Origin of the sequence: Trinickia sp., assembly GCF_051953955.1 — a bacterium.
Taxonomy (GTDB): Bacteria; Pseudomonadota; Gammaproteobacteria; order Burkholderiales; family Burkholderiaceae; genus Trinickia.
In genome coordinates this window covers 34712-47852 of the sequence record NZ_JBQCIF010000079.1, presented here as the reverse complement: position 1 = coordinate 47852, position 13141 = coordinate 34712, and the positions used below count along the sequence as shown (strand labels likewise).

Here is a 13141-nt window from a genome sequence, read left to right as displayed (position 1 = left end):
TATTGACGATACGAAATTTTTGACCGAAGATCCTGCTGTCGTATCGGGCAGTGGCTGCGGTCGTCGGCCACACTAACACCGGCTGTGGCCGGTATTCACCCTCGTTTCGCCGAACGGCGACGCAATCGGCGGTTTGCCGTTCGGCATCCTCCGGGATGCGGTACGAGGGTTAGGTTGCTCTGCAGACAGTAACCCGTGTTCATGGGAACGAGATGGACGACAGACAATCAGGCAGATGCAGGGACGGGCATCGCTCCGTGGAGCTCATCGACAAACTGACTCTTGAAGATCAAGGGCAGGCACTGAAGACGCTGTATGTCGTCAACGGCGTAATCGTCTACAGCGGGCTGGTCCAGCGCCTGTTTTGGGAGCAGCGCTCGCTCGTTGCCGAATCGTTTGTCGAAGGCGTGACGATAACGGTCAATGGAATGAATGATCAGCGCTACTCATTTCGAGTCGAGACGGTTACGCGCATCACGCGTGCGCTGCGATACGCCGCGTGGCTCGAGCAGGTGGATCAACTGGCGCTAGTTCAGTGGAACGAGCGCGACTATACGAAGCGGTCCGGTGCTCATACGCCCGGCGATTCGTGGATCGAGCCATACCTCGAAGGGCTGTCGCCGCTGGAGGCTTGGGAAATCGAAAAGCAGGCTGCGTCGGTATGGAGCGATGCAGTTCCTTTGGCCTCGAACACCGTGAATGGAATTCACCGCGCGCGAATTTCCCCGAACCGTGTTATGCGATAAACTCGCGCGATTTCCACCTATTGCAGATTACAAGACCGGGGGCCGAAGTGAAGTTGCGCGAAATGGGCGTTTTGCTTGCGATGACAGGGGTATTGTGGATGACGAATGCGAATGCGGCGGATGCGGGAAAGCCACCAGTGCCGAAGCTGGAGCGGACCATTTCGCTGGGCCATGCGCCGTTGCTGGGACTGGAAGTGTTGGCGGGGAAGTTCGCGCCGATCGTCAAGAAGATGAGCTTCAGTCCTGACGGGCGTTATCTGGGGCTGGTTGAAACGACGAGCGAGAGTGCAACCGATATCGTCGTTTGGGACATTGAGGCCAATAAAGAACAAGCGCGGATTCACTGCGATTCAGACTACGCGGATTTTGAGTGGGAGAAATTGCTGTGGCTGCAAGGCGGGAAAGTCGTGACGTTCGGCGCGGGGCCGCAATGGGATGCGATGTCGGGGAAAGCACTTCCCGATAATCCTGCAGTAGGCGGCCTGGAGCGGTTGAATAAGGACGGCACGAAGATGCTGACGGTCTCGGGAACGATCGGCAACCCTTCCACTATCCACGTCTATGACACGAAAACATGGGCCGAGCAGAAAATCGACCTTGAAGGCCTTCAAGTGGGTTCGGCGGTATGGACTGCCGATGACAAGATCATGGCGACGGTCAGTGAGACGGCCGATTCACGCGGAAAGGTGGCGAACGGACACGACGTAAAGCCTTACGATGCAGCCATCCGATTGATCGATCCGTCGGGAAAGACGCCAACGCGCGACGTATGGTTTACTGGGAAGCGGACGGGCGACCCGCAATTTCCGTTGCAGATTGCAATTCCTGTTGACTCCGACATGGAGCCGAACTTCGTTAAAAACCAGGTCGTTCTTGGCTCAGGGCTTGCAATTGACGGCGCGACACTCACTATTCGCCCGTTTTTTGGTGAGGAGTCTGGGGGAATTGCTGTCAGTTCCGACGGACGATGGTTGTTCTCGAAGGGGATGACATCTGTCGATCCATCGCTAAAACCCGTGCTGAATATGGTGGTAGACGCTGCATCAGGCAAACCGGTATCGCAGTTTAGCGGCGGCATGAACCATTTAGGCGGTATTGCCGCTAGTCCTGATGGAGAGTGGTTGGCGATCGGCGATGAGAGTTCCGTTTTGTTATATAGCCTCAAATAATAGACCAATGTGCGGTAACCAGAACGGGGAACTTAACCTATGGGGCAGTCAACGCCTTCGGCGACAGTTGAAGACCTGATCACTGCTGATGTCGCAGCCTACGGGGACGTCGGGGCCCCCAGATTAGGTGGTCATTGGCGACAGATACCACTCGGGAAGTTTGTGGACCCGGGATTTGCAAAGACAATGATTCGCTTTGGATACTCGGCGCAGGTCTATGTCGATGCAAACACTGGTGAAGTGATCATCGCGAACCGCGGCACGCAAAACTTGGCCAATGTTAAGACCGATGTTGGGGTTGCCCTTGGTCAGGTGGCGAACGCCCAGCCTATTGCGGATGAGTTTGCGAAGCGAGCGCTGGTAGTAGCGAAGCGGGTCTTGTCGGATGCCGGTGTCAAAATGACTGCGCTGTACACCACCGGGCATTCACTCGGTGGTGCGGAAGCCGAGGGGCAAGCTCAGATGTTCAGCGTGCAGAAGGGACCTGAAGCGATTCCAGTTGACGTGCACATCACCAACTTCTCGATCGACGCACCGGGCATCGGTGAGCGGGCACACAAGGGCGATCAGAGCCGTTACACGAGCTACAACCTCTCGGCGCGTGGCGATGTCGTTCACAAAGCGGGCGGTGACCAGTTGGAGGGCACGGTTCAGGTCGCGCTGCCGATCGGTCCTCGAATCGCGCAGACCGAAGGGATGATGATCGCCGGTGCCGCTACGGCAGTGGAGTTGCCTTTTGTCGGTTTGCCGATGCTGGCGTACGGTGCCGACCAAGCTTTGGAGGCCCACCGCAGCACCTTGATTCTCGATCAGGTGAGGGGCACGGCACTCGGGGATACGAAGGTGATGGAGCTAGGAACCTCGGGCAGCGAGATTCTCGCAGCGTTCAAAACCAAGTCTGCGAGGGTAGAGCCTGTCACTGCGCAAATACAACCCAATACGAACGCTGCGAACGATGCACACGCGGCGACGACCGGCGACGATCACTACGACATCTGGGGCCTAGGCGAGAAGGGGAATATCGATCCGGCTGCATTGAAAGTCGACGCAAACGTCATCTATGCCGAGAAGTGGCTCGATGCGAACGGGTATCAATCGAAGGCGCGCCTGCAGTATAGGAACGGCTAGTGTCAGACCAATTTCGATATGAATGTGCGAGTGATCGTCGCGCATTCGGCCGAGCGAAACCTAATTAATCAGCGAGGGTGTAGTGCAGCGAATTAAGGTGATTGTTGGGTTGAGATGCGTAGTTCTAGCAGCAACGATGCTATTGGGCGCATGCGGGATAGGGCCGAAGGCGCCTTTCTACTCGTTCGAATTTGATGCGCGCGAGGATAGCCCGGAGGTCGAGGTGCTTGACTACCAGTACGGTGATTCCGCCATACCTGGAACTCGCCCATCTGCGGAAGCAATACGTCTTCATCAGGTTGGCCAAGGTACTAAGACATATGCTCCGATGCCACCTGCTGATTTCCTGTACGTCAAGTGGCGCATGCGCCAAACGGGACAAGAGTTTGAGGACCGGGTGGATCTTCGCAGACGCCTGCCACAGGCTCTCGAGGGTAGCCGGGTTCACTTCGTCATCGACGGTAAGCAACTCTTCGTTTACGTGATTTCCCGCGAGAGGACGACGGGGCGATGCCCGGCAGATCCGCAAGCCGTGCTTAAAAAGATCCGACCCCAGCAACGGATATTCCTTGATTACTGCTCTCATATGGTGACGCAGATCTATCCGAGCGAAGGGACGCAACGGTCAGTGCGGAGTGACGAATGAGTGAGGTTAAGGTGTTGTCGCTGCAGGAAATCGCACAAGTGCGAGAACAGGCTTCGGCGATAGCGGCGAGCGCAGAAGGAGCTGAAGGTGCGAAAACGCGATTTGTGTTTTTTGCTGCGTTCGATGGCACGAGGAACGACCGATTCAATGTTCCTCTCTCGGGAAATCCGCAAGATACCAACGTTGCGGAGCTGTATGACCCAGTCGAGCGTGCGACGCACGACGATTCGAATCTGAGCACGGTGTATTACGCGGGGCCCGGAACTACGGGCAGTTTGCCTGAGTCCGCCTGGCTTGGTGCGCAGGTCACCCGTCAGGTCGTAGCGACCGCTGAGCGCGCGTACGCTGAGTTTTGCCAAGAGGCGACCACATGGCTCAACGTTCACCCCGGCGGCTCCGTCACCGCGATGATGACAAGCTTCAGCCGCGGCGGGGCGTCGGCCGCAATCTTTTCTCAACTACTGTGGGAGCGCGGCCTAATCGATCCGAACAACGGCAAGATATTGATTGCTCCAGGAAAGGTCGGCGTTACGGCCGGCTTGATCTATGACCCCGTCGACACCGGTGTCGACGGCAATCTCGCTTTTGCCCCGAACGTGCGGAACATTACGGTCGTGCGTTCGCTCGATGAACGCCGCACGCAATTCAGAGGCGCGGAATATACGGGGCAGCCGGGTGTGACGGTTTTTCCTTTCACCGGAAACCATTGCGATGTCGGTGGCGGCTACGACAACGGCCTGGGTGCGCTATCACTAGAAGCCGGGACGGCATTCTTTCGGAAATCGGGTTTGCCCATCGCGGACGTTGCCGAGGCACGTCGGTTCGATCCGACGCAGCCGGTAGTCATTCACACGGAAGGTGTCGACGATTATGGTCACCGGAAGTGGTCGGAAGACAACCTATTCGGCTATGGCATCGCACGGTCGAGCGAGCACGTGGTCACCGCAAGCATGAAGCGTGAGCGAAACGCCGACGGTGAGACGACGCACTTCACGGATTTCAACGGGACACGCGTCGATTTGACTACTCGCCCGGACGGCGGATACACGGAACGCATGACCATGCGCGGTGGTCAGGTGACAGAAACGTCTAGTGAGAGGGCAACTGCGTCGCCATCCAGCGATAATGCTGCCGTCAAGCACTCGTCCTCACCTGAGGCAGTCAGCGAATTCGATATTTACGGAATCGACGCGCAGGGCAACATCCATCCGTCGCTGTTCAACGATGCGCAAGGCAAGAGCGAGCGGTACATCGAGCAGTGGTGCGACGAACGAGGTTATTGCGCGCCGACTGCCGCTACATTCAAGCATGGGGGGTGACGTCTGCGCACGGCGCACGGCGCACGGCGAGCGTCGTGCTAGCGCGGCACTTGTTCGCAGATTCCGTGTCGAGCGTTGGTTCATCATGGCTGCCACACTCCCAAGTCCATTGACTTTGCATCGTTAAGAACGTATCGTATGTTCGATACGGAATTAAAGCGTGTCAAACGCTGATGCCGTATCAGGTGACGGCCGCAGTCATCGACCCCATCGATGCTGGTTGCCGTTCGTAGTGATCCTCGTCGTGCCGAATGGCATGCAAGGGGTCGATGTACGCATAGATGCAGGGGCAGCACAGGCAGAGTTCGCCTGGGCAGTGTGCATCGGCGGAGTTGGCTAGAGCACGCAGGTCGAGAGGGCGGTAGCGGATGGACGCCATTGTTGGATATGCGATAGCGCTGGTGCTATCGATGATGGGGGTAGCTGGATTTGCCGCGTGGGCAAAGATCGGCGTTTCGAACGTGAAGACGGCGGCCACGGCCAGTCAGTTGGTCATCTTCGATCAAGCGGCGCAGCAGTACGTGCGAGCCCATGCTGCGCCGCTCGCATTGCAGGCCACGCAAAACGTGCCGGTGACCCTCCATGCGTCGGATCTGATCGACTACCTTCCAGCGGGTTTTTCCGGCATCAATCCGTTTGGCCAGACGTGGCAGGTTCAGGTGCTGTTGCTCCCAGGCCAGCAATTGCAACCGCTAGTCACATCGCAAAACGGTGCGCCGATTTCCGATGCGAAGCAACTGGTGCAGATTGCGGCTCAGGCCGGTGCCGAAGGCGGGTTCGTGCCGTATGCGAACCAGGCAGGCGATGCCGCGATGAACCCAGGCGATGCGATGGGCGCGTACGGCGGGTGGAAGTTGCCGCTAATGAATTATACGAATCCCGGAAGCGGGCACCTTGCTTCGCTGCTGACCGTCGTGAATGCGCCGTCCTTGAACAACGAATACCTCTATCGAGTCGCGATACCGGGCCAGCCCGGTGTGAATCAGATGGAGACGGCGATCGATATGAACGGCAACGACATCGACAACGCCGGCAATGTGGGTGCCCAGGGTGTGAGCGTTCAAAGCGCTAGCGGCACGTCGACGGTCAAGATCGGCGCGGGATCGGCTTCTTACGCGAATGCCACGCAACAGCTGACGCTGGCGGCGAATGGGGGGGCGAAAATCGCGGATGCAACGGGAGCACCGGCGCCGCTCACGGCGGGGGACATTTCAGCAGGCAATATCAACGGAAGCTATCTGCTGGCCAGCGGTGCAGCAATTGCCGGGGCCCCGTGTAACACCGCCGGGCAGATTGCGAATTCCGGAAGCGGCCCTCTGTTTTGCCAAGCTGGTGTGTGGTCGATAGAGGGAAGCGCTGTGGGTTTCGGTGGCGACTTCACCTACTATTCTGCTTACGGCGAATGCGCTACAGCAAATATTGCGACAGGGTATTGCTCTTGCCCCTCGGGATACACCGCATTCGCCCAGGTTGCGTTCGGGGTAAGTAGCGAGAGCCCCGGAGGTGCTGTTTTATACGCCTGCGAACGCTATCCGAACTAGACTGCAAATCCGATGTGTCGATAGCGCCACCGGACGCGGGCGACTCGAGTTCGTTACGACACTAGTGTTGCCCTTCGCCGGCAGCCCTTCCATTCAAGAGCGCGGAATGACGCAGGCCGGCTGAGAATGTTGCAGTGGCCCCGTGCTCGTTCGCCGATATTACATCAGGCATTTCTAAGTCATTGCGCACAAATTGCGTGCGCGATGCAGGTTCCACCGTTGCCCTCATTGCAGTAGTATCCATTCCCCGATGGCGAGCACATGCGAGGCGCGATTTCGCGCCCGTCTCCCCCACGATTCAGGTCGCAACTGCCGCCAGTCAGCGCATAGCCCGCTGGACATAAGACTTTGGCGATGTGCTGTAGCAGCGTGTCCATGGCACTTCCTCAAGGGTTGACCTGGACCCATTCCAGCATGTCGCCGGCAGGAATCGTCGCGGGAACGACCGCCGCTTGACCCGTGGCGATCATGACAGCTTGCCCGGCCGCGGGCACCCGATACCACGCAAGGCTCCCATAGGTGTCGTTCATCAGTTGCGCAGCTTCGCCGGGCTTCGATGCGGCATAGGCATAGACGTTTCGTGCGCCCGATGGCCCGGGCGTCGTCATGCAAGAAGCGCCTTGAGGCGCTACGGCTCCGGCAGGCAAGATCACGGCTATGTTTTGGCTGATCACGGGCGATGCCGTCGCCGCATCGAGGCACGCTGCAGCGTACGTCTGCATACGCTGGGAAGTCACCGTTGCCACGTTCATCATTTGCCCCGGTCTTCCCGCGCCGGTGACGGCTTGTGCGAGCTGGTCCATCTGCATGCCAAGGCCGATGAAGAACAGGACGACCATGATTGGAAGCACGAGAAAACCCATCTAAATCCTTCCTGCCTCGACGGTGGCACTGACGATCCTGCGCTGGCGGTCGATTTCTGAAGACAGCTGAGAAAAATCGCCTTTGCGCAGCGTCGCGCGAATGGCAGTCTCGTTGGTTGCGCCCGCAATGACGAGCGGGGTCACGGTCAGTATGCGGCGCTCGGTGCCACCATAGCTGGCCATCCGCATGCTTTGATGAATGACGGCGCACAGCGCGTCGGCCAAGAAGCTCACATCGAGGCCCGACTCGCGCACCATGTTTTTCATACGCTCGAGCGCCGTTTGCACGTCGTTCGCGTGCAGCGTCGAAGATACGAGGTGTCCACTCGTGCCCGCCAGTACCGCCTGTGCGGCCGCTTCGCGCGTGCGAATCTCGCCTAGCATGATGAGGTTGGGGGCTGCGCGCAGCAGGCGATGGATCGTCGTGCCGAACTCTGCGTCGCTATGCACTTCGGTTTGATAGCAGGTGCCGACGATCGGCCCGGCTCCATGGCGCCCTTGAAGCACGATTTCGACCGGGTTCTCGACCGTGCAGGCCGTGCCGCCGAACTTGCGCAGCCGTTCGATCATCCACGAGGCCTGGCTCATCGATTTGCCGTCACCCGTCGCGCCGGTCCATAGAACGAGCCCGCCCTTGCCGAAGTGCTCGGAGAGCATCGCGTCCAGTAGGCGCGGTGGGTAGCCGAGCTTGTCGTAGTCGATCGGTCGATCAAGCAGGCGACGGCAGATATAGACGTCGCCCTCGAGCGTTTCGATGCGCTGCACGCGCAAGCCGATGCCGTCCCACTCCGCGCGAAAATCGAGGCCGGTTCGATGTTCCTGCAGCCGGCGCCGAAGCTCGAGCGTTTCCTCGAGCGTGCGTTCGCCGAGCGTGCGCCGTTCCCGATCGCTTGGGCTCGTCTTGAACCAAGCCCCGTCCGGCTCCAAGTACAGATCGGAAAAGGGCAGCGCTTTCAGCGACAGGCCTCGCATCGACTGCACGTCAGCCATGACGCACTCTCCAATGGCGACGATGTGCGAAACCGAGTATCGGCCGCCGGCTGCGCGTACGTGCGGAAGCCATCATTGGAACGTCAGCACGATGCTCAAGCCATTCGTGCAAGCCTGCGCGGCGGACACGGCGTCCGGCTGCACCGCCTGAGTGAACGGCGCGCCACCGCCGACTTGCAGCGAGACATAGTCCTTCAGGCTCGTCACGACGCTCGCGCATTGCTCCACTGTCTCCGATCCGCCGCCGCCGAAGGTGATCGTGCCTTCGGTGCTACTGGCTGCATTGCCGAGCTGAACGGCGTTGCCCCATGCGTCGGTGACGCCTGCCGCGCGCACCATGTCCGAGGGAATGACGCCGGCGCTGACGAGTGCGTTGGCGTTGCCCGTGATGAAGTTCGTATAGCCGTTGCTGTTCTGCGAGAACTGCGAACGTGCATTCGTCACGATCTGCGTGACGTCGGTCGTGATCGTACTGCTCTTATTGGCGGCGAAGGCTTTGTAACCGGCCAAACCCACGCCGGCCAGCGCCAGCAGACCCAGCACGATTGCGACGACACGACCTAAAATCCCATCCATCAGTAGCTCCTATTAGTCAAGAAATGCACGCGCCGATCACATCGTTCCCATCGATGAAGCGAGGATCGAAGAAATGGCGTTGGTGCCGAGTTGCAACACGAAAAATGCGGCGAACATGAGCGCTGAGAACAAGGCCGAAATCACGACGCCCTGAAACATCAAGCGCCGCTCGAGGGTCTCGGCATACTGTCGCGCGACGACTTCTATTTTTTCCGGGAAATCGGGGAAGCCGACATAAGCGCCGATTTCGTCGATGAGATCGAGCGAGGGAAACTCGTAGCCGGAGCGCCGCATTGCCGCGTCCATCTTCAAGCCGTTCTTCAGGCCGCCGTGAATCGGCCGCAGACGCGACGCTTGCCAGGCCGACGATGTGAAGATCTGCCCGGCCAGCGCCTCCGTATCGGGCACGCCCGCGCGCAGCAGCGCCGCGAACGAAAGCAGCCAAGCGAAGCCCACGATCTCGCGGTAGACCGAAAACGCAATGACGTATTTGTCGAAGAAGGCACGCCCGGGAAGCGTTTGCTGCCCCGTCCAGCGGGGTAGGGCCCACCAGGTGAGCGCACCAGCGATCACGATCAGCGCCAGCACGACAGGACCCGTCCAACCCGTTGCTGCCTGTCCCATGACGTATAGTGCGTAAGCCCAGCCGGTCCATTTCGACACGGGCACGGCCGCCGAGAACTGCGGCACGATATAGGCACCGATGACGAACAGCACCGCATACAGCGAGAACAAGTACATGGTCGGAGCGAAGAAGCTCGCCTGCAGCTTGCGCCGCATTCGAGCCGTTCGTTCACGGACGTCGAGCACGAGCCGCATCGCATTGGGGAGTTGGCCGGTCTTCTCGCCGGACGCGAGCACGCTGCGCTCGAGGTCCGTGAGGTTGTGCTGCATCGCGCGCATCAGGGTCTCGCCGTCGATCACTTTGCGCCATACGCGATGCGCGGCTTCAGCGGCCTGTTTGCGGCCGCGCCGGCGCAGGCGATCACGGAAATCCTCGAGAATCTCCGTGAGCGTCCGGCCATTGTCCATCTGACTGGCCGCCTGTTCGTAAAGCCTTTTACGCAGACTCCACGACAACCCCGTGCTCATAGTGCCTCCATCTTCGATTCGAGTTTGTGGACGTTGCGATGAACGTCGAGCGGATCGACCCGCCCAGCAAATACGAGGTCGATCGCGTTGGCGAGCATCGACTTGTCGGATCCTTCTTTGCGGCGATGATTGCGCCGAGCGACGAGCAGGCCGTGCGTCAGGAAATCCGTCATGAATGCCTCGTCGGTGACGACGATTTCAGCGACGGCCTGCCGGCCGCGAATCTTGTCGCCGCCGCAGGTTTTGCACCCCGCGCCGCGCACGCGAACCTGCGATAGATCTCCCCACGTACGCAGCGCGTCGACCATGTAGGCCGGCAACGCATCAGGCGCATCAGCGAGCGGGACGCTGCAGTCGGAGCACAGAACCGGCACGACGCGCTGCGCCACCATGCCGACGATCAACTCGTGATCGCATATCTGCGCGCGCGACAAGCGTTCGCGATCGAGCATCTCGAGCCGCGGGATCGACTTGTAGGCGTCGGTCACATGCAGTGTCGTCCAGACGAAGTGGCCGGTCATCGCAGCTTGCAGTGCGGCCACCGCTTCGTCGGCCGCACGAATTTCACCGAGCAAGATGATGTCCGGATCCATCCGCAGCGTCATGCGAACCATGTCGCGGAAGTCCTCTCCGTTCGCGGCCAGCGAGATGGCCCACGGCTGCGGATATTCGGGCGGATCTTCGATCGTGATTTGGCGCGCCTCCGGGAAGATTTGCGCTTGATACTTCATGAGCTTGAAGAGCGTCGTCGTCTTGCCGCTGCCGGTCGGGCCCGTCACGATGACGATACCCATCGGCAGGCGCACGAGTCGTTCGCACAATTCGAGTTGTAGTGGTGTCAGCCCTTCGACTTCAAACACGCCCTCGGGCCGTGACGGCACGCGCACATCGATGGGCCGCGCAGCGGCCGGCATGACAGATCTGTCGCGGCCGTACTGCAAGCGTGCGACCATGAAGCTGCATCCGGCTTCGAGCGGATACATCGGGCCGCGAATGATCCGAACGCTGGACAGGCCCGTATCCGGCAGCGCATCGCCGTGGATCTGCGCGTCTTGGAACGTGCGCGGGTTGTAAGTGGACTGCTTGACCGTCGCAAGCCCCGTGTAGATCGCTCGCACAAGCGCTTCGCCTTCTTCACGGCGCATCGTGAAGTTCTTCGCGACCTTGTAGTCGCCTTTGAGGCGAAGCTGCACCTCGGCGTACTTCTCGCGCACGAGCACACACATGTCGCTCGCGCCCATCGCGGCGCTGTCGACGAAAATGCGGCGGGCGAGGCTCAGCGTCATCAGATCCGCTTCGTCTTGCGCGCCCCGGCCCGATTGCGCTTGGCGCAGCGCTTCGAGGTCCTGCGCCGATACCTTATGCACCTTCGGTACCACGCCCTTGCGCGATAAGTCGCCGAGCCAGGTCAAGAACGGTGGTGTGCCGGAATGGCGCGCATCGACGTGGATCTCGAGCGATTGCGCATCGAGAATTTGCTGGACCTGCTCCGGCGTCAGTAGCCCCGCACGGATCGCCAGATCGCCGAGCCGGCCGCCGGCTTTTTCCTGCACGTTGAGCAGGCGTGTAAGCTGACTTTGCGAGAGCAGGCCGAGATCGATTGCGACGCGGCCGAATCGGCGCCCCATCGTCGCGCGATAGACGACGTGCGGCTGCAGGCCGATCGGCGGCAACGGCAACGGGGCCGGCTCATCGAAGGTCTGCAACGTCAGTGCCGCGCGAGCGTCCGCGGACGAGTCCGCGACGAACGTGGGCTTACGGAAGCGTTCGGAGATACGCATCAAGATCGTCCTCCTTGCGAGGGCAGGGCGCCCGTTCCGGGCGCGGGATCCAGAACCGTCTGCGGGGGCAAACGGTCGAGCACGTAAAGCGCCATCGATAGCGCCCAGCGGTGCGAGGCCGCGGTCCAGGCGAGCGCCTCGACACGTAGGCCGGGCACCCCATCGAATGCGGGTGCAAGGCCCATCCATGGAGGCATGCGTCCTGAGATTGAAGCGGAGATGCGTTGCCAAGGGTCGGGCGGCGGCTGCGACCCGTTCTCGCCCGGTAGTTTCGGCTTCGGAGCCATGGCCGGATCGATGGTCAGATCGAGGCCGTATCGCTGCGCGAGCGTCCACAGTGCACTGCGCGCGGTGGGTTGCAGTGCGGCGCTCGGGGACGGTGCGCTGAATTGGACCACCCGTTGCAGGTCTTCGGCGGCGCTACGTGCATCCGGTGAGAGCTTGCCCGGCGCGTTTGCGGCGAGCCCGCCGACGCGTGCCCATCCACGATGAATGTCGATACCGCGCGGTTGGACCCGGCACTCCCAAGTCGCAAGCATCCACCCGTCGCGTGCTAGCGGCTCTTCGTTCCATGCATCGCGGCAAGCATCGAATACGGACGACGGCATCGCCGTTTGCGTCCAAGGCAAGATGTGGGCTTGCGCGGTATCGCGCGCGTGCAGTGCGGCAGCGATCGCGCGTTGCCTTTTCAGTTCGGCTTCACGTTCCTTCTCGACCTGTTTCTCGTGATAGAGCCAAGCCCCGGCTGCCGAGGCGCCCACGACGAGCAGGATGGACGAAGCGACTGCGATGTTGACCCAAGGACGACGCTGAAGATCGCGCAGCACGAGATGCTTGGGCGTCGATAGCGCCATCTCGGCGAGATCGTCGAGCGTGCCCTCGGCTTCTTCCCAATCGCCGAGCGTCAAATGCTGCTCGCGCACGCGCAACAGCTCGTCGAGCTTGCCGATCTGATCGCCTTCTGGGATGACTTCCTGCCCATCGCGAACGGCGATGTACCAATAACGGTCCTCGCCGAGCTTGTACAGACCCATCCAAGGCTGCGGACGCTGATCGGCAACGATGGTTGCGAGCGCCTTCACCTTCGAGGGCGAGCTTACGCCCACGATCGGTTCGCAGAAGCCGACTTGGACGGAGCCGGCGATCGTCTTGCGGACGAGGCCCCAGCGGCCCTTTTCCATCGATAAGGCCCGCAGCTCGGCCGCCCTCGGGATTTTGTCTTCGTGCCGCCACGAAAGGCCGGCCGCGAACGTGCCCTTGACGCCGGGAAGCGTGATCAGTTCGGCCACC

At 60.5% G+C, this 13141-nt stretch carries 11 protein-coding genes; 5 read left to right on the top strand and 6 right to left on the bottom strand.

Annotation, left to right across the window (positions count from 1 at the left end; translation table 11 throughout):
* Nucleotides 1-257 precede the first annotated feature (257 nt).
* The 5 genes from ACTHNZ_RS14805 (at nt 258) to pilV (ending at nt 6549) form a co-directional block, all read left to right on the top strand.
* Nucleotides 258-746 (top strand): hypothetical protein, encoded by a 489-nt coding sequence (locus tag ACTHNZ_RS14805; protein ID WP_440543259.1) that lies wholly within the window; start codon nt 258-260, stop codon nt 744-746.
* A gap of 47 nt (nt 747-793) precedes the next feature.
* Nucleotides 794-1915, top strand: a complete 1122-nt coding sequence (locus ACTHNZ_RS14800; protein WP_440543258.1) for a WD40 repeat domain-containing protein — start codon at nt 794-796, stop codon at nt 1913-1915.
* Between the two features lie 186 nt (nt 1916-2101).
* Entirely contained in the window at nt 2102-3043 is a 942-nt protein-coding gene (locus ACTHNZ_RS14795) for a hypothetical protein (protein WP_440543257.1), read from the top strand.
* A 642-nt stretch (nt 3044-3685) separates the two neighbouring features.
* A complete protein-coding gene (locus ACTHNZ_RS14790; protein WP_440543256.1) occupies nt 3686-5008 on the top strand; it encodes a hypothetical protein in 1323 nt (440 codons plus the stop codon).
* Between the two features lie 368 nt (nt 5009-5376).
* Nucleotides 5377-6549 carry a shufflon system plasmid conjugative transfer pilus tip adhesin PilV gene (pilV, locus tag ACTHNZ_RS14785; RefSeq protein ID WP_440543255.1) on the top strand — a complete coding sequence of 391 codons (1173 nt, stop codon included), beginning with the start codon at nt 5377-5379 and terminating at the stop codon, nt 6547-6549.
* Between the two features lie 386 nt (nt 6550-6935).
* On the opposite strand, the gene ACTHNZ_RS14780 is transcribed toward pilV, so the two are convergent.
* From ACTHNZ_RS14780 to pilO2, 6 genes are all read right to left on the bottom strand, one after another.
* The gene (locus ACTHNZ_RS14780) at nt 6936-7412 is read right to left on the bottom strand and encodes a hypothetical protein (RefSeq protein WP_440543254.1); all 477 of its coding nucleotides are present in this window, start codon (nt 7410-7412) and stop codon (nt 6936-6938) included.
* Nucleotides 7413-8402 (bottom strand): ATPase, T2SS/T4P/T4SS family, encoded by a 990-nt coding sequence (locus ACTHNZ_RS14775; protein WP_440543253.1) that lies wholly within the window; start codon nt 8400-8402, stop codon nt 7413-7415.
* A gap of 72 nt (nt 8403-8474) precedes the next feature.
* The gene (locus ACTHNZ_RS14770) at nt 8475-8978 is read right to left on the bottom strand and encodes a type 4 pilus major pilin (protein ID WP_440543252.1); all 504 of its coding nucleotides are present in this window, start codon (nt 8976-8978) and stop codon (nt 8475-8477) included.
* A 36-nt stretch (nt 8979-9014) separates the two neighbouring features.
* Nucleotides 9015-10070, bottom strand: a complete 1056-nt coding sequence (locus tag ACTHNZ_RS14765) for a type II secretion system F family protein (RefSeq protein WP_440543251.1) — start codon at nt 10068-10070, stop codon at nt 9015-9017.
* Complete coding sequence (locus tag ACTHNZ_RS14760; RefSeq protein WP_440543388.1) at nt 10067-11851, bottom strand: GspE/PulE family protein; 1785 nt, start codon at nt 11849-11851, stop codon at nt 10067-10069. Before ACTHNZ_RS14760 ends, ACTHNZ_RS14765 begins: the two co-directional genes overlap by 4 nt.
* Nucleotides 11851-13140: a type 4b pilus protein PilO2 gene (gene pilO2 / locus ACTHNZ_RS14755; protein WP_440543250.1), complete on the bottom strand. Its 1290-nt coding sequence runs from the start codon at nt 13138-13140 to the stop codon at nt 11851-11853. Before pilO2 ends, ACTHNZ_RS14760 begins: the two co-directional genes overlap by 1 nt.
* Between the last annotated feature and the right edge of the window lies 1 nt (nt 13141).